18 protein-coding genes are annotated in these 19376 nt (G+C 59.7%); all 18 read left to right on the top strand.

All coding sequences use genetic code 11. The annotated features are described in order from the left end of the window. Nucleotides 1–22: 22 nt before the first annotated feature. The 18 genes from hflX (at nucleotide 23) to EV102420_RS02725 (ending at nucleotide 19327) form a co-directional block, all read left to right on the top strand. A complete protein-coding gene (gene hflX, locus EV102420_RS02810) occupies nucleotides 23–1303 on the top strand; it encodes a ribosome rescue GTPase HflX (RefSeq protein WP_042388548.1) in 1281 nt (426 codons plus the stop codon). A 66-nt stretch (nucleotides 1304–1369) separates the two neighbouring features. Continuing rightward, the gene (gene hflK, locus EV102420_RS02805) at nucleotides 1370–2629 is read left to right on the top strand and encodes an FtsH protease activity modulator HflK (RefSeq protein ID WP_042388546.1); all 1260 of its coding nucleotides are present in this window, start codon (nucleotides 1370–1372) and stop codon (nucleotides 2627–2629) included. A gap of 2 nt (nucleotides 2630–2631) precedes the next feature. Then, on the top strand, nucleotides 2632–3636 hold the full coding sequence (hflC, locus tag EV102420_RS02800) for a protease modulator HflC (RefSeq protein WP_042388545.1): 1005 nt from the start codon (nucleotides 2632–2634) through the stop codon (nucleotides 3634–3636). Nucleotides 3637–3711: 75 nt separating this feature from the next. Further along, complete coding sequence (locus EV102420_RS02795) at nucleotides 3712–3909, top strand: DUF2065 domain-containing protein (protein ID WP_042388541.1); 198 nt, start codon at nucleotides 3712–3714, stop codon at nucleotides 3907–3909. Between the two features lie 102 nt (nucleotides 3910–4011). Beyond that, nucleotides 4012–5310 carry an adenylosuccinate synthase gene (locus EV102420_RS02790; RefSeq protein WP_042388538.1) on the top strand — a complete coding sequence of 433 codons (1299 nt, stop codon included), beginning with the start codon at nucleotides 4012–4014 and terminating at the stop codon, nucleotides 5308–5310. 164 nt (nucleotides 5311–5474) lie between these two features. After that, nucleotides 5475–5900: a nitric oxide-sensing transcriptional repressor NsrR gene (gene nsrR / locus EV102420_RS02785; protein ID WP_042388535.1), complete on the top strand. Its 426-nt coding sequence runs from the start codon at nucleotides 5475–5477 to the stop codon at nucleotides 5898–5900. Nucleotides 5901–5938: 38 nt separating this feature from the next. Next, nucleotides 5939–8407: a ribonuclease R gene (rnr, locus tag EV102420_RS02780; RefSeq protein WP_042388533.1), complete on the top strand. Its 2469-nt coding sequence runs from the start codon at nucleotides 5939–5941 to the stop codon at nucleotides 8405–8407. Between the two features lie 162 nt (nucleotides 8408–8569). Then, nucleotides 8570–9571 (top strand): D-cysteate sulfo-lyase, encoded by a 1002-nt coding sequence (gene cuyA, locus EV102420_RS02775; RefSeq protein ID WP_042388532.1) that lies wholly within the window; start codon nucleotides 8570–8572, stop codon nucleotides 9569–9571. Further along, the gene (gene cuyB, locus EV102420_RS02770; RefSeq protein WP_042388531.1) at nucleotides 9568–10269 is read left to right on the top strand and encodes a cysteate racemase; all 702 of its coding nucleotides are present in this window, start codon (nucleotides 9568–9570) and stop codon (nucleotides 10267–10269) included. The genes cuyA and cuyB overlap by 4 nt, the downstream gene beginning before the upstream one ends. A 29-nt stretch (nucleotides 10270–10298) precedes the next feature. Next, nucleotides 10299–11306, top strand: coding sequence for a taurine ABC transporter substrate-binding protein (locus tag EV102420_RS02765; RefSeq protein WP_106403889.1), 1008 nt, complete (start codon nucleotides 10299–10301; stop codon nucleotides 11304–11306). Then, nucleotides 11303–12073, top strand: coding sequence for an ABC transporter permease (locus EV102420_RS02760; RefSeq protein ID WP_042388529.1), 771 nt, complete (start codon nucleotides 11303–11305; stop codon nucleotides 12071–12073). The genes EV102420_RS02765 and EV102420_RS02760 overlap by 4 nt, the downstream gene beginning before the upstream one ends. Beyond that, nucleotides 12073–12849, top strand: a complete 777-nt coding sequence (locus EV102420_RS02755) for an ABC transporter ATP-binding protein (protein ID WP_042388528.1) — start codon at nucleotides 12073–12075, stop codon at nucleotides 12847–12849. The genes EV102420_RS02760 and EV102420_RS02755 overlap by 1 nt, the downstream gene beginning before the upstream one ends. Nucleotides 12850–12909: 60 nt before the next feature. Continuing rightward, a complete protein-coding gene (locus EV102420_RS02750) occupies nucleotides 12910–14154 on the top strand; it encodes a M20 family metallopeptidase (protein ID WP_042388524.1) in 1245 nt (414 codons plus the stop codon). Continuing rightward, nucleotides 14151–15713: an ABC transporter substrate-binding protein gene (locus EV102420_RS02745; RefSeq protein WP_042388523.1), complete on the top strand. Its 1563-nt coding sequence runs from the start codon at nucleotides 14151–14153 to the stop codon at nucleotides 15711–15713. The genes EV102420_RS02750 and EV102420_RS02745 overlap by 4 nt, the downstream gene beginning before the upstream one ends. A 15-nt stretch (nucleotides 15714–15728) precedes the next feature. Beyond that, nucleotides 15729–16688 carry an ABC transporter permease gene (locus tag EV102420_RS02740; RefSeq protein ID WP_042388522.1) on the top strand — a complete coding sequence of 320 codons (960 nt, stop codon included), beginning with the start codon at nucleotides 15729–15731 and terminating at the stop codon, nucleotides 16686–16688. Next, complete coding sequence (locus tag EV102420_RS02735; protein WP_042388519.1) at nucleotides 16685–17536, top strand: ABC transporter permease; 852 nt, start codon at nucleotides 16685–16687, stop codon at nucleotides 17534–17536. Before EV102420_RS02740 ends, EV102420_RS02735 begins: the two co-directional genes overlap by 4 nt. After that, nucleotides 17529–18524 (top strand): ABC transporter ATP-binding protein, encoded by a 996-nt coding sequence (locus tag EV102420_RS02730; RefSeq protein ID WP_042388517.1) that lies wholly within the window; start codon nucleotides 17529–17531, stop codon nucleotides 18522–18524. The genes EV102420_RS02735 and EV102420_RS02730 overlap by 8 nt, the downstream gene beginning before the upstream one ends. After that, nucleotides 18521–19327, top strand: a complete 807-nt coding sequence (locus EV102420_RS02725; RefSeq protein ID WP_052512312.1) for an ABC transporter ATP-binding protein — start codon at nucleotides 18521–18523, stop codon at nucleotides 19325–19327. Before EV102420_RS02730 ends, EV102420_RS02725 begins: the two co-directional genes overlap by 4 nt. Nucleotides 19328–19376 lie beyond the last annotated feature (49 nt).

The raw sequence follows: 19376 nt of genomic DNA, 5'->3' as shown, positions 1-19376 counted from the left end.
GGTATTCTAAGAGGGTTTACGCTTGTTTGACCGTTATGATGCCGGTGAGCAGGCGGTGCTGGTACACATCTATTTTTCGCAAGACAAAGATATGGAAGATCTCCAGGAGTTTGAATCCCTGGTCTCTTCAGCTGGCGTCGACGCAATGCAGGTGATTACCGGTAGCCGTAAAGCACCGCACCCAAAATATTTTGTTGGTGAAGGTAAGGCAGTTGAAATAGCGGACGCCGTTAAAGCATCGGGTGCATCGGTTGTGCTCTTTGATCATGCCCTAACCCCAGCCCAGGAACGAAACCTGGAGAGGCTGTGCGAGTGTCGCGTTATCGACCGCACCGGACTCATTTTAGACATTTTTGCGCAACGTGCACGTACCCATGAGGGGAAATTGCAGGTTGAGCTGGCGCAGCTGCGCCATCTGGCAACGCGCCTCGTGCGCGGCTGGACCCACCTTGAGCGTCAGAAGGGCGGGATCGGTTTGCGTGGTCCGGGTGAAACCCAGCTCGAAACCGACCGTCGTTTACTGCGTAACCGTATCACTCTGATCCTCTCGCGCCTTGAGCGCGTTAGCAAACAGCGCGAGCAGGGGCGTCGGTCGCGCGCGAAAGCGGATATCCCTACGGTATCGCTGGTAGGCTACACCAACGCCGGTAAATCGACGCTGTTTAACCAGATCACCGAAGCGCAGGTCTACGCTGCGGACCAGCTGTTTGCCACCCTGGATCCGACCCTGCGCCGAATTAACGTCGCTGACGTCGGCGAGACGGTGCTGGCAGATACGGTAGGGTTTATTCGCCACCTGCCGCACGATCTGGTTGCTGCGTTTAAGGCGACCCTGCAGGAGACGCGCGAGGCTACGCTGCTGCTGCACGTGATCGATGCCGCCGACCTCCGTCTACAGGAAAATATTGATGCGGTGAATACCGTGCTCGAAGAGATTGATGCTCACGAGATCCCGACCCTGCTGGTCATGAACAAGATCGATATGCTGGACGAGTTCGAACCGCGTATCGACAGGGACGATGAAAACAGACCGATTCGGGTTTGGCTGTCAGCGCAAACCGGAGCGGGTGTACCACTGTTATTTCAGGCGCTAACCGAGCGTCTTTCCGGGGAGGTTGCCCAGCACACGCTGCATCTGCCTCCGCAGGAAGGGCGGTTAAGAAGCCGGTTTTATCAGCTTCAGGCGATAGAAAAAGAGTGGATGGAGGAGGACGGCAGTCTGGGTCTGCAAGTACGTATGCCGATCGTTGACTGGCGTCGCCTCTGTAAACAAGAACCTGCATTGGTTGACTACGTAGTCTGACCTGGCGGCTTGCCTGAAGACATTTCCCCTCCAGGGGATAACGAATAACAAATATGGAGCACATACATGGCGTGGAACCAGCCCGGTAACAACGGACAAGACCGCGACCCGTGGGGAAGCAGCAATAATCAAGGCGGCAACTCTGGGGGAAATGGAAATAAAGGCGGTCGCGATCAGGGGCCTCCTGATTTAGATGATATCTTTCGCAAGCTGAGCAAGAAACTGGGCGGCTTTGGCGGTGGCAAAGGAACCGGCTCCGGCGGTGGTGGCGCTGCGCCAGGCCCGCGCAGCCGTATGGGTGGACGCATTGTGACCATCGTTGCGGTTGCGCTCGTCATCTTCTGGGCGGCCAGCGGCTTCTACACCATCAAAGAGGCGGAGCGCGGCGTCGTGACCCGTTTCGGCAAATTTAGCCATCTGGTGGAGCCAGGCCTGAACTGGAAGCCGACCTTTATTGATAGCGTGACGGCGGTCAACGTGGAGTCGGTTCGTGAACTGGCGGCCTCCGGCGTGATGCTGACCTCTGACGAGAACGTGGTGCGCGTTGAGATGAACGTTCAGTATCGCGTAACCGATCCTGAGCGCTACCTGTTTAGCGTGACCAGCGCTGACGACAGCCTGCGTCAGGCCACCGACAGCGCCCTGCGTGGCGTGATCGGCAAATACACCATGGACCGTATCCTGACCGAAGGCCGTACCGTGATTCGTAGCGATACCCAGCGCGAGCTGGAAGAGACGATTCGCCCGTACAACATGGGTATTACCCTGCTGGACGTCAACTTCCAGGCCGCTCGTCCGCCGGAAGCCGTACAGGCCGCGTTTGACGATGCCATTGCCGCCCGTGAGAACGAGCAGCAGTCTATTCGTGAAGCGGAAGCCTACGCCAACGAAGTTCAGCCGCGTGCTAACGGCCAGGCGCAGCGTATCCTTGAGGAAGCGCGTGCTTACCGTACCCAGACCGTTCTGGAAGCGCAGGGTGAAGTGGCGCGCTTTGCTAAGCTCCTGCCGGAGTATAAAGCGGCCCCGGAAATTACCCGCGAGCGTCTCTATATTGAAACCATGGAAAAAGTGCTGAGCCACACCCGCAAGGTGCTGGTTAACGACAAGGGCGGTAACCTGATGGTTCTGCCGTTGGATCAGATGCTGAAAGGCGGCGCGCCTGCGGCAAAGAGCGATACCAGCGGGGCGAATAACCTGCTGCGCCTGCCGCCTGCGTCGAACACCAGCGCGAGCACCAGTAACGCACCGTCTGCTGGCCAGGGTGACATCATGGACCAACGCCGTGCTAACGCACAGCGTAACGACTACCAGCGTCAGGGGGAATAACGATGCGTAAGTCTGTAATTGCGATAATTATCATCGTGCTGGTAGTGCTCTACACCTCAATCTTTGTTGTGAAAGAGGGCGAACGCGGCATCACGCTGCGCTTCGGTAAAGTGCTGCGTGACGATGAGAACAAACCCCTGGTCTTTACGCCAGGCCTGCACTTTAAGCTGCCGTTTATTGAGGCGGTTAAAACGCTGGACGCGCGTATCCAGACCATGGACAACCAGGCCGATCGCTTTGTGACCAAAGAGAAGAAAGACCTGATCGTTGACTCCTATATCAAATGGCGCATCAGCGACTTCAGCCGCTACTATCTGGCAACCGGCGGCGGTGACGTCTCCCAAGCCGAAGTGCTGCTGAAACGTAAGTTCTCTGACCGTCTGCGTTCTGAAATCGGCCGTCTCGACGTGAAGGACATCGTAACCGACTCCCGCGGTCGTCTGACCCTGGAAGTGCGTGACGCGCTGAACTCTGGCTCTGCTGGCACGGAAGATGAAGTGGCTACACCAGCCGCTGACGATGAAATTGCCAAAGCGGCTAAGCGCATCACGGCGGAGACGAACGGCAAGGTGCCGGTCGTGAACCCGAACAGTATGGCTGCGCTGGGTATCGAAGTGGTGGATGTACGCATCAAGCAGATCAACCTGCCGAGTGAAGTCTCTGAGGCGATCTACAACCGTATGCGTGCCGAGCGTGAAGCGGTTGCCCGTCGTCACCGTTCACAGGGCCAGGAAGCGGCAGAAAAACTGCGCGCGACGTCTGATTACGAAGTGACTAAAACGCTGGCAGAAGCCGAGCGTCAGGGGCGCATCTTGCGCGGTGAAGGCGATGCGGAAGCGGCTAAGCTGTTTGCCGATGCATTCAGCCAGGATCCGGACTTCTACGCCTTTATCCGTAGCCTGCGTGCCTATGAGAGCAGCTTCCAGAGCAATCAGGATGTGATGGTTCTCAGCCCGGATAGCGACTTCTTCCGCTATATGAAAACGCCAGGAACGGTTACGCGCTAAGCCTGCAGCTGTAATTACGCTAACTAAACCACCGTCATCCTCCGGAGACGGTGGTTTTCTTTTGAAGGACGCATAATGAACTCCACCATTTGGCTGGCGCTGGCACTCGTTTTGGTGCTGGAAGGGCTGGGACCGATGCTCTATCCGCGCCTGTGGCGACGCATGATCGCCTCGCTGGCTCTGCTGCCGGATAACATGTTACGCCGTTTCGGCGGAGGATTAGTGGTTGCCGGGGTCGTGATCTACTATATGTTGAGGAAAACGATTGGCTAGAGAAATAGCACGCAGATTGGCCGAAATTTGCCGACAAAAAGTGCTGATTATCAGAAAAAGCGATGGTAGAATCCTTTTTTAAGCAAACGGTGATTTTGAAAAATGGGTAACAACGTCGTCGTACTGGGCACCCAATGGGGTGACGAAGGCAAAGGTAAGATCGTCGATCTCCTTACTGAACGTGCTAAATATGTGGTTCGCTATCAGGGCGGTCACAATGCAGGCCACACTCTCGTAATCAACGGTGAAAAAACCGTCCTCCATCTTATTCCATCAGGCATTCTGCGTGACAATGTGACCAGCATCATCGGTAACGGTGTGGTGCTCTCTCCTGCTGCGCTGATGAAAGAGATGAAAGGCCTGGAAGAGCGTGGTATTCCGGTACGCGAACGTCTGCTGCTCTCTGAAGCTTGCCCGCTGATCCTCGACTATCACGTGGCGCTGGACGTGGCGCGTGAAAAAGCGCGCGGCGCGAAAGCGATCGGCACTACCGGTCGTGGTATCGGCCCGGCTTACGAAGATAAAGTGGCCCGTCGCGGCCTGCGCGTTGGCGATCTGTTCGACAAAGAGACCTTTGCAACCAAGCTGAAGGAAGTGATGGAGTATCACAACTTCCAGCTGGTGAACTTCTACAAAGCCGACGCCGTTGACTACCAGAAAGTGCTGGACGATGTGATGGCGATTGCCGACATCCTGACCGGCATGGTGGTGGACGTTTCCGATCTGCTGGACCAGGCGCGCAAGCGTGGCGATTTCGTCATGTTCGAAGGTGCGCAGGGTACGCTGCTGGATATTGACCACGGTACCTATCCGTACGTGACCTCCTCCAACACCACCGCCGGTGGCGTGGCGACCGGCTCCGGCCTGGGTCCGCGCTACGTGGACTACGTGCTGGGGATCATCAAAGCCTACTCTACCCGTGTAGGCGCGGGTCCGTTCCCAACCGAGCTGTTTGACGACATCGGCGAGTTCCTCTGCAAGCAGGGTAACGAGTTTGGCGCGACCACCGGTCGTCGTCGTCGTACCGGCTGGCTGGATATCGTTGCGATCCGTCGTGCAGTGCAGATCAACTCCCTGTCCGGCTTCTGCCTGACCAAGCTGGACGTGCTGGATGGCCTGAAAGAGGTGAAAATCTGCGTGGCTTACCGTCTGCCGGACGGCCGCGAAGTGACCACCACGCCGCTGGCCGCTGACGACTGGGAAGGTATCGAGCCGATCTACGAAACCATGCCGGGCTGGTCTGAAACCACCTTCGGTGTGAAAGAGCGCAGCGGCCTGCCGCAGGCGGCGCTGGACTACATCAAGCGCATCGAAGAGCTGACCGAAGTGCCGATTGATATTATCTCTACCGGCCCTGACCGCAGCGAAACCATGATCCTGCGCGATCCGTTTGACGCGTAATGTGATGTGACTTTGCCCGGCGGCACTCTGCTTGCCGGGCTTGCTTGCCCTCTTTTCACTTCTTCTATTCAAATAAATTAGCTGCTTACTCTCTGGCTGGTTTATCATCAATAATGTTAATACCAACTGGTATCCCCCGTTTTTCCCTTTATCCTGAGGTTGATGTGCAGTTAACGAGTTTCACCGATTACGGATTGCGTGCCCTGATCTATATGGCGTCGCTACCGGAAGGGCGAATGACCAATATTTCTGAAGTGACGGCAGTGTACGGGGTTTCCCGCAACCACATGGTCAAAATAATCAACCAGCTAAGCCGGGCGGGCTACGTCGCGGCTGTTCGAGGGAAAAACGGCGGCATTCGCCTGGGCAGGCCTGCTAATACCATCCGCATTGGTGACGTCGTGCGTGAGCTGGAACCGCTCACGCTGGTGAACTGCAGCAGCGCATTTTGCCATATTACCCCTGCCTGCCGTTTGAAGCAGGCACTCTCTAAGGCCGTGAACAGTTTTCTGATGGAACTTGATCACTACACGCTGGCCGATTTGGTTGAAGATAATCAACCGCTGTATAAATTATTAATGGTGGAGTAAGAGAACGCTCTGCCAGAGCTGACAACGGAGGAACCGCTATGTCACATGATCCTTTCCAGGAGCGCGAAGCTGAGAAGTACGCGAACCCTATTCCTAGCCGCGAGTTCATTCTCGATCACTTATCAAAACGCGAAAAACCCGCTAACCGTGAAGAGCTGGCGCAGGAACTCAATATTGAAGGCGAAGAGCAGCTAGAAGGGCTGCGCCGCCGCCTGCGCGCTATGGAGCGTGACGGGCAGCTGGTCTTTACCCGCCGCCAGTGTTACGCCCTGCCGGAACGCCTTGACCTGCTCAAGGGGATAGTTATTGGCCACCGCGACGGCTACGGCTTCCTGCGCGTCGAAGGCCGCAAAGACGATCTTTATCTCTCCAGCGAGCAGATGAAAACCTGCATTCACGGCGACCAGGTGCTGGCTCAGCCGCTTGGTGCAGATCGTAAAGGCCGTCGTGAAGCGCGTATCGTACGCGTGCTGGTCCCGAAAACCGGCCAGATCGTGGGTCGCTACTTTACCGACGCGGGCGTAGGCTTTGTGGTGCCGGACGACAGCCGCATGAGCTTCGACATCCTTATCCCGCCGGAAGAGATTATGGGCGCGCGGATGGGCTTCGTGGTGGTGGTTGAACTCACCCAGCGCCCGACGCGACGCACCAAAGCTATTGGTAAAATTGTTGAGGTCCTTGGCGATAACATGGGCACCAGCATGGCGGTTGATATGGCCCTGCGTACCCATGAGATCCCCTACATCTGGCCACCTGCCGTTGAGCAGGAAGTCAGCGGCCTGAAAGAAGAAGTCCCGGAGTCAGCGAAAGCCGGGCGGGTCGATCTGCGTAACCTGCCGCTGGTCACTATCGACGGTGAAGACGCCCGTGACTTTGACGATGCAGTCTACTGCGAGAAAAAACGCGGCGGCGGCTGGCGTCTGTGGGTAGCCATTGCCGACGTAAGCTACTACGTTCGTCCGGGCACCGCCCTGGATGACGAAGCACGCAGCCGGGGTACCTCGGTCTACTTCCCGTCGCAGGTTGTACCGATGCTGCCGGAAGTGCTCTCCAACGGCCTCTGCTCCCTCAACCCGCAGGTTGACCGTCTCTGTATGGTTTGTGAGATGACCATCTCCACCAAGGGACGTCTGACCGGCTACAAATTCTACGAAGCGGTGATGAGCTCCCATGCACGTCTGACCTATAACAAGGTATGGCATATGCTGGAGGGAGACCAGGAGCTGCGTGAGCAGTACGCGCCGCTGGTGAAACACATTGAAGAGCTGCATACCCTCTACAAAACGTTGAGCCAGGCGCGGGAAGAGCGCGGCGGTATCTCGTTTGAGAGCGAAGAGGCGAAGTTTATCTTCAACGCCGAGCGCCGTATCGAGCGTATTGAGCTGACCGAGCGTAACGACGCTCACAAGCTGATTGAAGAGTGCATGATCCTCGCCAACATCTCTGCAGCCCGCTTTGTTGAGAAGGCGAATGAGCCAGCGCTGTTCCGTATTCACGACCGTCCGACCACCGAAGCCATCACCTCGTTCCGCTCGGTATTGGCCGAACTGGGTCTGGAGCTGCCTGGCGGTAACAAGCCGGAGCCGCGAGACTATGCCGCGCTGCTGGAGTCCATCGCCGATCGTCCTGACCATGAGATGCTGCAGACCATGCTGCTGCGCTCCATGAAGCAGGCGATTTACGATCCGGAAAACCGGGGCCACTTTGGTCTTGCGCTGCAATCGTATGCCCACTTTACCTCGCCGATCCGCCGCTACCCGGACCTCTCTCTGCACCGCGCCATTAAGTACCTGGTCGCCAAAGAGCAGGGGCTTGAGGGTAACAGCACCCCGTCGGGCGGCTGGCACTATCCGATGGAAGCGGTATTACAGCTGGGTCAGCACTGCTCGATGGCCGAACGCCGTGCCGACGAAGCAACTCGCGACGTTGCCGACTGGCTGAAGTGCGACTTCATGCAGGATCACGTGGGCAGCAACTTCCAGGGCGTGATCGCCAGCGTCACCGGCTTCGGCTTCTTCGTGCGCCTTAACGAGCTGTTTATCGACGGTCTGGTTCACGTCTCCTCGCTGGATAACGACTACTACCGTTTCGACCAGGTTGGTCAGCGCCTGATTGGCGAATCCAGCGGCCAGACCTACCGGCTGGGCGATCGCGTTGAAGTGCGCGTCGAAGCGGTAAACATGGACGATCGCAAGATCGACTTTGCGCTGATCTCCAGCGAGCGTGCTCCGCGCAACGTCGGCAAGACCGAACGTGAGCGTGCTAAAAAAGGCGCGCCGGGAAAACCCAGCGGCCGTCGTCGCCAGGTCGGTAAAAAAGGTAACTTTGAGCCGGACAGCGAGTTCCGCCGCGAGAAGGGCAAAGGTAAAGGAAAAGCGACCGACGGCGCACAGCCGAAGGTGAAGAAAGAGAAAGCGCCGTCGGCAAAAGCGCCCTCTGCGAAAACGCAAAAAATTGCCGCCGCCACCAAAGCAAAGCGCGCGGCAAAAAAGAAAACCGCTGAGTAACCTTATTAATCCCCTTTATGCGTAAAGGGGATTTTTTATTTCTGCCGTTAGCTAATTTCTGGCAATCGATATTTTTTATTTGTCCTTAGCCTAAAAGCCCGCCTGTGTATAGTAGCTGCATAATTGTTAAATATCTGATGCGTTAATTCGCAAGGAGCTATTATGCATCTGGCACGTTTCCCCCGCCTCTCCCTGGGCCATTTTCCGACGCCGCTTGAGCCTTTAGAGACTATCTCCGCACTGCTGGGCGGGCCGAAAATATGGATTAAACGCGACGATGCAACAGGCCTTGCGACCGGCGGAAATAAGACCCGTAAGCTTGAGTTTTTGCTGGCGGATGCACAGCAGCAGAACGCTGACGTGATTATTACCCAGGGTGCTACCCAGTCTAACCATGTACGCCAGACCATCGCTGGCGCGGCGAAGCTGGGTCTGCCAGCGAAAGTGCTGCTGGAGAAGCGGGTCACCGACTTCGGTGAGGATTATCAGCGCTCCGGCAACGTGCTGCTGGATGAGCTGCTCGGCGGTGAGATCGTCGCCCATCTGCCGGGTGGCACCGACATGCAGCAGGCCATGGAGAGCTATGCCAGCGAACTGCGCGATAAAGGCCATCGCCCCTACGTGATCCCCGGCGGCGGCTCTAACCCCATCGGGGCGCTGGGCTACGTTGCCTGCGCCGAAGAGCTTCTCTATCAATCTTCCCAGTTGCGCCTGCGTATTGACCATGTGGTCCACGCCACCGGCAGTACCGGCACCCAGGCCGGACTGGTAGCAGGGTTCCACGCCACCCATAGCCACGTTCCGGTGCTCGGCATTAGCGTGCGTGCGCCAAAGGTGAAGCAGGAGGAGAACGTCTGGAATCTGGCCTCCCGCACGCTTGAGCTGCTGAATGTGCCAGGCGAGCTGCCGCGCAATGCCGTCGTGGCTAACAGCGACTACGTTGGCGAAGGCTACGGGCTGCCGACCGAAGGCATGCTAGAGGCGCTGCGCCTGCTGGCGCGTCACGAGGGTATTCTGCTGGATCCGGTCTACTCTGGCAAAGGCTTTGCCGGGCTGGTGGATCTGATCCGCAAGGGCCATTTCCGCAAAGATGAGAACGTAGTATTCATCCACACCGGCGGCTCTGCCGGGCTGTTTGGTTATCGGCAGGTGCTGGAAGGATGAAACCGTTTTTGTTAGGCGTTCTCGGCGGCATGGGGCCGCTGGCGACAGTGGATTTTATGGCGAAGCTGCTGGCCGCCACGCCTGCGACCCGCGATCAGCAGCAGATCCCGGTCGTCGCCTGGAACGTTCCCCAGATTGCCGATCGGCAGAAGGCGCTGGCCGGGCTTGGCCCGTCGCCGCTGCCTCAGCTACTGAACGGCATCGAAAAGCTCAACGCCGCCGGGGCAAGCCATATTGCCATTCCCTGCAATACGGCCCATCACTGGTATGACGCCCTGAGCCGCGCCAGCGACGCGCCGATCCTGCATATCGTTGAGGCGACCCTTGAGCGTGTTGCCGAGCGTGCGCCGACGCGCGTCGGGGTCATCGCGACTCACGGCACGCTGGCGGCGGGTTGGTTTCAACAGGGGCTGGAACGCCTTAACGTTACCCCGGTTCTGCCTACTGAGCAGGAGCTGGAGAGCTGGTTTGTTCCCGGCTGCTACGCGGTAAAGCGCGGTGCGCTGCGCGAGGGCGGCGAGCTGCTCTCTCTTCAGGCCCAGGCGCTGGTTGAGCGGGGCGCGGAAACGCTCATTCTTGCCTGCACCGAAGTCCCAGTGGCGCTCGACGCCATTGACTCCCCCTTTCTTGCCCACGCCATCGATCCTGCCCAGGCGCTGGCGGAGCGATGTTCGGCCCTCTGGCAGAAATATCGTTAATCTCTTCACTCTCTAACAGGATAAATAAAATGAAAAAAAGTCTCTGCTTATTACTGGCAGCGGGTAGCTTGTGGACAAATATGACCTGGGGCGCCTCACCGGAAGAAGTGCGTGTCGCCTACAGCGGCGGTTCACAGGTATTAATGCTGGCGAAAGCCGACGGCTCGCTGGATAAAGCGTTAAACAGCAAAGTGAAATGGGTGCAATTTGCCTCCGGTGCGGATGCGCTGAGCTATTTCGCCAGCAACGCCATCGATATTGCTAATTTTGGATCCAGCCCGGCCACCGCTGGCGTCGTGCGTAAATTACCGGTAGAGATTATTGGCGTCTCCGGGGTGATTGCTAGCTACGAGCGCCTAATTGGCAAAGACGGCATTAATAACATTAAGGATATCGAAGGCAAACGCGTGGCTTACCCGCCTAACTCCACCGCACAGTACGCGCTGGAGGCGGCGATCAGCGTCAATAAGCTCGACCGCAGCAAAATTACCCTGCTGCCGCTGCGTCCGGCCGAGATGGTCGCCGCGTGGAAGCGGGGCGATATTGACGCAGGCTACGTCTGGGCCCCCTTTGCCCAGGAGCTGGAGTCGTCCGGCGGCCATCAAGTCTTCGCCACCAAAGATCTGCAGAAAGATGGCTACCTGATCTACAACAACTACGTGGTGCGTAAGGCCTTCGCCGAGCAGTATCCGGAAACCGTTAGCGCCTTCCTGCGCGTGCATCAGGAGAAGGTCGACGAGTTCAAGAAGGATCCTGAGCGGGCTGCAGCCATTGTGGCAAAAGAGGTCGGTGCCCCGGTAACGACCGCGGCTAACACCCTCGGCGGCCTGGAGTATCCGACCCTGGCCGAGCAGGGCACCGCCGCCTGGTTGGGCAACGGCACTCAGACTACCGACAGCGGTATCGGCAAGGCGCTGAGCAAAACCTCCAGCTTCCTCGCCGGCATCGGTGAGATCCGCAAGCGTGATATTCCCGCCAGCTGGGATCAGGCCATCAACTCCGAATATATTCGTAAAGCGGCGGTAGCTACGCAATGAGATTGAGTCAGCACATCGCCATCAGCGTTGCATCGGTGGCGATCTTTTTTGTGATTTGGCAGGTGGCGGCTACTCGGCAGTGGGTGGATCCGCTTCTGCTGCCGTCGTTAACCGATATCGGGTTAACCACGGAAGAGCTGCTGGCGGACGGCTACCGTCAGGTGCCGCTCTGGGAGCACGTCATGGTAAGCCTGGCGAGGGCGCTAAGCGCCTTTACCGTGGCGATTGTGGTGGGTATCCCGCTCGGGCTGCTGATGGGCCTCTCCAACGGCCTGTCGGCAGTGCTGAACCCCTTCGTTCAGTTTCTGCGCCCGCTGCCGAAGATTGCTCTGATCCCGCTGGCGGTGGTGTGGCTGGGCATCGGCGAAGCGTCGAAGTTCTTTCTGATCTTCATCGCCACCTTCCTGAGCGTGGTGGTGGGGGCCAGCGCAGCGGTTGAGCGCATCGGCCGGTCACGCATTCGCGTCGCCCAGACGCTGGGCGCCACCAGGGGGCAGATCTTTCTGCGGGTGGTGCTGCCGGACGCGCTGCCCGATCTGTTCACTACCGTCAGGCTCTCCATTGGCATCGGCTGGACCTCGCTTATCGCGGCGGAGATGGTGGCTGCCAGCTCGGGCCTCGGCTGGATGGTGATCAACGCCAGCTCCTACCTGCGTACCGACATTGTGATGCTGGGCATTCTGCTGCTCGGCGGAATTGGCTATCTGCTGGATCTTCTTCTTTTGGGCCTGCAACGCCTGTTTGTGCCGTGGGCGGGGAAAGAATAATGGCTGTACAGATTGCGCTGGAGAACGTATCTCTCCAATTTGCGGCGAAACCGCACCCTTTTACCGTGCTTGAGGATATCTCCCTCTCCCTACAGAAGGGTGAGTTTGTGGTGCTGCTGGGGCCGTCGGGCTGCGGTAAATCCACCATCCTCAACCTGGTGGCGGGCTTTAACCAGCCCGACAGCGGGCGCGTGCTGTGCGGCGGAGAGCCGGTGCGCCAGCCCGGCCCATCGCGGGGAATGATCTTCCAGCAGCCGAACCTGTTTCCGTGGCTGTCGGTGCTGGACAACGTCACCTTTGGCCCACGCCTGGGCAAGCATAACCGCGACAAGGTTAACGCCCAGGCGCGAGAGTGGCTAACGCGCGTTGGGCTGAGGGGCTTCGAGAACCACGCCCCCTGGCAGCTCTCCGGCGGTATGAAGCAGCGCGTGGCGCTGGCTCGCGCCTGGCTGCCTGGCCCAGAGGTGCTGCTGCTCGATGAGCCGTTTGGTGCGCTTGACGCCCAGACGCGCCTAATGATGCAGGAGCTGCTGCGCAACGCCTGGCTGGCAACTGAGACCACGCTGCTCTTCGTCACCCACGACGTGGAGGAGGCGCTGTTCCTCGCCGACCGCATTCTGATCATGTCGGCCAAGCCGGGAAAAATCGTCGAAGAGCTGACCCTGCCGTTTGGCCGCGAGCGCGATATCGAAAACCTGGCGGCGCACCCGCTGTATAGCGAGATCAAGCAGCACGTTCTGCACCGCGTCCGCCAGGAGGCAAAGCGCCATTTTTAGTGGATCCGTGGTTCCCGGTGTCGGGAATGAATCGACTGTCATCAACATAAGGTGGAAGCAATGAGCATTAGCGAATTAAAAGCCCGGCTGGAACAGAGTATTCACCAACACCGCGACGAATATATTGCGATCTCGAAAGATATTCATGCCCATCCGGAGACCGGGAATAACGAGTACTACGCCAACGGCCTGCTGACGGCGCTGCTGGCGAAAAACGGCTTCGAGGTAACCTCGAACGTGGCCGGACACGAAACGGCATTCTATGCGGTGAAAGAGAGCGGCAAACCGGGGCCGACCATCGCCTATCTGGCAGAGTACGATGCCCTGATCGACATCGGCCACGCCTGCGGGCATAACATCATTGGCGTGACCAGCATCGCGGCGGCGATCGCCCTGAGTGAGACCCTGGCCCAGACCGGCGGCAGGGTGGTGGTGCTCGGCACCCCTGCCGAAGAGGGCGGCCTGCGCGGCAAGGGCGGGCCAAACGGCAACGTCAAGGCGCGCTTCGTTGAGCACGGTTTCCTAAAGGACGTGGACGTGGCGATGATGGTGCACCCCGGCGGCAAAACCCAGCTGACCGGGCCATTCTTAGCGAACAACCATCTCTATTTCCACTTCTATGGCAAGCCTTCGCATGCGGGCAGCTCACCGCATAAAGGCGACAACGCCCTCGACGCGCTGGTGCTGCTCTATAACGGTATCAGCGTGCTGCGTCAGCAGCTGCCGGACGGCGTCCGCGTGCACGGCATCATCACCAACGGCGGCCAGGCCCCGAACGTGATCCCAGAGTATGCCTCTGCGCACTACTACATTCGGGCGGAAACCCGTGAGGCGGTGGAAGCTCTGGAGCCGCGCATCCGCGCCATTGCCGAGGGCGTCGCCATCGCCACCGGCACCACGGTAAAAATTGAGCACCAGGTTGGCCCGCGTGACTTCAATATCAACCAGACGCTGAACAACCTCTTCCTTGAGGAGTTTACCGCCGTGGGTGAACAGGTCGATCTGCGTCAGAAAGAGGGCAAAGGCTCCACCGACGTGGGGGATATCAGCCACGCCGTGCCGACTGCGCATCCGTCGATCAAGATTGGTCCGGACGATCTGATTGGCCACACCGTCGCCTTCCGCGAAGCCGCTAACTCCGAGCAAGGCTACGACGCGCTGGTGACCGGCGCGGTGGTGCTGGCTAACGCGGGTCTGCGCCTGCTGACCGAGCCAGCGCTGTTGCAGGAGGCGAAAGACGAATTTGCCGGGCGCAAAACTAGCCCACACGCCGACAGAACCCTGACCGGAGCCGCTGCTGAATGAAAAACGTGTTCTCTGCCGCCGCACTGTTGCTGGCGGCCTCTTTACCTTGGGGAAGCGCGCTGGCTGAAACCGTGAACCGCAACGCCACGCTGAATATCGCCTATGGCAACCGGCCCGGTACGCTGGATCCTTACTTAACCACTAACAACGCCACCTCAGATGTGGATCGCCACATCTTTGAAGAGCTGTTTACCATCAACGATAAGTTTGAGCCGGTGCCGGATCTGGTGGCGTCCTATACCCTGAGCGACGATCGCAAAACTTACACCTTTGTGCTGCGGGACGGTGTGCGCTTCCACGACGGGCAGCCGCTGACGGCGGATGACGTGGTCGCCTCGATGAGTCGCTGGCTGGCGGTTTCCACTCAGGGGAAAGCTAACCTCCCCGGCGCGGTCTTCAGCAAGGTTGATGATAAGACCGTGCGCCTGACGCTTCCCGAGCCGTCGCTGATTACGCTCAACGTGCTGGCCGACGTAAAGAACATCGCGGCCATCATGCCTAAACGCCTGATTGACGCAGCGAACAGCAGCAAAAAACCGGTAAGCGAGCTGATTGGCACTGGGCCGTATAAGCTGGCGGAGTTTAAGCAGGGCGAGTACCTGCACCTGACCCGCTACGACGGCTACGCCGCCCGCAGCGAGCCAGCCAGCGGCCTCTCCGGCCAGAAGCAGGCCAACGTGAAGGATATCTGGTTCCGCTACATTACCGATGAGTCAACCCGGCTGGCGGGGGCGATGACCGGCGAGTACGACATCGTCTTCAACCTGCCGAAAGACAATATCGATGCGCTGACCAGCGCGCCGGATCTCACTCTGGCCCAGCCGGAGAGCGGTGGGTCGCTCATCACCTACCTCTTCAACAAGCAGCAGGGGCCCTTTGCCAACGTCAAGCTGCGCCAGGCGTTTAACCTTGCCCTCGACGTTCACCAGACGCTGCTGGCAGGCTACAGCGATCCGCGCTTCTTCAAAGAGGATCCCTCTCTGGGCTTCCCTAATCAGGTCGACTGGTACAGCGAGGCGGGCAAGCCGTTCTGGAACCAGCATAAGCTCGATGAGGCCCGCCAGCTGGTGAAGGCGTCCGGCTATAACGGCGAAGAGGTGGTGATCATCGCCACCAAAGAGTATGCCGAGCTCTATAACCTGGCGATTGTCGCCCAGCAGGTGCTGAAGCAGATCGGCGTTAAGTCGCGCCTCGACGTCTACGACTGGCCCACCGTGCTGCAGCGCCGCCAGGATCCGAAAAACTTCGATCTCTGCGCGCTGGAGTTCTCGATGCGCCAGGTGCTGCACCAGTATCCGTTCCTCGACTCGCGGGCCAAGTTCCCGGGGCTGAGTAACAGCCCGGAGATTGACGGCGTGCTGGATGCGATCAAGCAGGCTCCATCGCTGAAAGAGGCCAGGCCGCTGGTGGATAAGCTCAACGTGCTCAGCTGGCAGTATCTGCCGGTGATTGTGCTGGGCCACGCCACACCGGAGCCGGTTGCCATCAAGAAAAACGTGAAGGGGTACCACGACCTGATTGGTCCGGTGCTGTGGAACGTGACCGTCAGCCAGCCCTGAGGGGAGTGACAGCCTATGAAGTGGTTTCTGTTTCACCGGATCATGGCGCTGCTGCCGGTGCTGTTCGTCGTCTCGCTGGTGGTCTTCTGCCTGGTGCATCTCGCGCCGGGCGATCCGGTTATGGTGATCCTCGGCAACGACGCCAGCCCGCAGGATATCGCTACTCTGCGCCAGCAGATGGGACTCGACAGGCCGCTGCTGGTGCAGTTTGTTCGCTGGTTCGGCGCGGTGCTCTCTGGCGATCTGGGCCACTCGCTGTTTCTTAACGCCAGCGTCAGCGAGCTGTTTTTGCAGCATCTGGCTCCGACGCTGGCCCTGGCGCTCTATGCTCAGGCGATTGCGCTGGTGCTTGGGCTGGCGAGCGGAGTCATCAGCGCCTGGCAGCACGGGCGCTTTGCCGATCGGGCGATCCGCGCCCTCGCGACCTTTGGCATGTCGGTGCCGGGCTTTCTGCTCGGCCTGTTTCTGATCTTCTTTTTCGCCGTGCAGCTGCGCTGGTTCCCGGTCGTGGGTTACCGCTCCACCAATGACGACTGGCTGCAAAACGTCTGGTATCTGACGTTGCCCGCCATCGCGCTGGGGTTTCGCATCGCGGCGCTGATCTCCCGCATGACCCGCGCCGTGATGCTCGACGTGTTGCAGGAGAACTTCATCAACACCGCCCGGGCGAAAGGGGTGCCGGAGCGCACGGTGCTGCTGCGCCATACCCTGAAGAACGCCCTGATCCCGGTCCTGACCATCTGTGGGGAGTCCTTCGCCTCGCTGGTCACCGGGACCATCGTCATTGAGAGCGTGTTTGGTATTCCCGGCGTTGGCTCGCTGATCGTCGACTCCATCGAGCGGCGTGACTTCACCGTGATCCAGGGCGTCGTGCTGCTGATCACCGTCTGCTACGTGCTGATTAACCTGGCGGTGGACGTGCTGAGCTACGTGGTCGATCCGCGCCTGTCCGTTGAGGGAGGGGAGCGCTCATGAAGGATCACAAGCTGCTGCTGTGGTGCGGCGTGCTGGCCGCCATTGTGCTGCTCTCGTTCTGCGGCAGCCTGTTTAGCCCGTGGGATGCCTACAGCATCGATCCGCTGAGCCGCCTGAAAGCGCCCAGCACCGTCCACTGGTTCGGTACGGATAACTTTGGTCGGGATCTCTTCGTGCGCGTGGCGCTGGCGGTGCGGGTCTCGCTGAGCGTCGGTGCGGCGGTGGCGCTGATTGCCGGGGCGGTTGGCATGGTCATTGGCCTGCTGTGCGCCTGGTATCGGTCGCTGGATCGCATCCTGATGCGCGTCTGCGACGGGCTGTTTGCCTTTCCGTCGCTGCTGCTGGCGATTGCCATCGTCGGCGTGCTCGGCCCCAACGTAGCGAACGTGGTGCTGGCCCTGTCGCTGGTCTACGTCCCCTCTATTGCCCGGGTGATCCGCGGCGCGGCGATGGTGGTGAAAGAGAAAAACTTTATCGAAGCGCTGCGCGCCCAGGGGGCGACCTCAGGACGGATCGTCTGGCTGCATCTGCTGCCCAACGTCATCTCCCCGCTGATTGTGCAGGTAACGTGGGTCTTTTCGGTGGCCATCCTGACCGAGGCGGCGCTGAGCTTTCTCGGATCCGGCGTGCCTGCCCCGACGCCGAGCCTCGGCAACCTGCTGCTGGAGGGCAAAGCGGTGATCTTCACGGCCTGGTGGATGACCTTCTTCCCCGGCATCGCCATCGTGCTGCTGATTCTGGCCCTGAATATTGTCGGTGACGATCTACGCGACAGCGCCGAACCGGGCCTCAGGCCGCTGCCCAGGCGCGTGCTGCGCCTGCTGAAAAAGGGAGAACAGCATGGTTAATCCACCGCCACTGCTTAGCGTGAATAATCTGCGGGTCAACTTTGCCACGCCGCAGGGCGTCGTCTCCCCGGTGCGCGGGGTCTCCTTTACGCTTCATCAGCAGGAGACGCTGGGCATTATCGGCGAGTCCGGCTGCGGTAAAAGCGTAACTGCTCAGGCGCTGATGGGCCTGCTCTCTCCGCGCACCAGCCACACCGTCGGCGAGGTGACCCTCAACGGCGCGCGGCTGGATACGCTCTCCACAAGAGCGAAGCGCCAGCGCTGCGGGCGCGATATGGCGATGATCTTTCAGGATCCGCTCTCTAGCCTGAACCCGGTCTTTACCATTGGTTTTCAGATCGACGAGAGCCTGAAGCTGCATACGTCGCTGGATCGTTCCGCACGGCGGGAGAAGATCCTTAGCCTGCTGGCACAGGTGGGGATCGCCGATCCGGCGCGCTGCGCGAATGCCTATCCTCACGAGCTCTCCGGCGGCATGCGTCAGCGGGTGATGATCGCCATTGCTATCGCCAGCGCCCCCTCGCTGCTGATTGCCGATGAGCCGACCACCGCCCTCGATGCCACGATCCAGGCGCAAATTCTGCGCGTGCTGGAGGAGATCAAGCAGCAGTCGGCGATGGGGATCGTGATTATCACCCACGATCTCAGCGTGGTGGCGCAGCTGTGCCAGCGGGTGGTGGTGCTCTACGCCGGGCAGGTGGTGGAGGAGTGCGACGTCAGCACGCTGTTCCATCGCCCGCGTCACCCCTATACCCAGGCGCTGCTGGCCGCGCGGCCATCGCAGGATCGCGCCCCGAAAACCCGGCTGGCAGAGATCCGCGGCAGCGTGCCGCCCCTTAACGCCCTGCCGGTGGGCTGCACCTTTGCCGATCGCTGCCCGCTGGCGACGGAAACCTGCCGCAGCCAGCCGCCCGCGCTGCGCGCTATCGACAGCCGCACGCACCAGGTGCGCTGCTGGCGGGCCGAAGAGACGGGAGTCAATGTATGAGCCAGCCCCTGTTAACCGTAGAGCATCTGTCGAAAACCTTTTCCCGCCGCGGGCATACCGTCCACGCGGTGCAGGACGTGAGCTTTACCCTCAACGCCGGAGAGACCTACGCCCTGGTGGGTGAGTCCGGCAGCGGTAAGAGCACCACCGGCCGCTCGATTCTGGGCTTGACCCCGGCCTCCGGCGGGCGGGTAGAGTTTGCCGGGCATTCGCTGCGCGATCTTAACCCCCGCCAGTGGCGGGAGATGCGGCGATCGATCCAGATGATTTTTCAGGATCCGCTCTCGACGCTGGATCCTAAACGCACGGTGGGTTACTCCATTGAGGAGCCGCTGATTATTCACGGCGAAAAGGATGCAGCGCTGCGCAAAAAGGCGGTTGCCGCTATGCTGACGCAGGTAGGGCTAGGGGCGCACGACGCCGGGCGCTATCCCCACGAGTTTTCCGGCGGCCAGCGCCAGCGCATCGGCATTGCCCGGGCGCTGATCCTGCGGCCAAAGCTGATTATCTGCGACGAGCCGGTATCGGCCCTGGACGTCTCTATCCAGTCGCAAATCCTCAACCTGCTGATGGATCTGCAACGGGAGTATGGCCTGGCCTACCTGTTTATCTCCCACGATCTTAACGTTGTGCGCCATATTGCCGATCGGGTGGGGGTGATGTATCAGGGACGCATCGTGGAGGAGGGGCCGTGTCTGGATCTCTTCGCCCGTCCGCAGCACGAGTACACGCGCTATCTGCTGGACGCCATTCTGCCCGCCCATCCGTCGGAAAAGCATGCGCTGGTGAAGGTCAGGGCGTAACGGGAAGGGACGTTGGGGGGCGTCGTGGGTTATAATGGGGCGGAAAGAC

The sequence above is a fragment of the Pseudescherichia vulneris NBRC 102420 genome, assembly GCF_000759795.1.
GTDB classification, from domain to species: Bacteria; Pseudomonadota; Gammaproteobacteria; order Enterobacterales; family Enterobacteriaceae; genus Pseudescherichia; species Pseudescherichia vulneris.
This window is presented reverse-complemented; position numbering and strand designations above follow the sequence as displayed.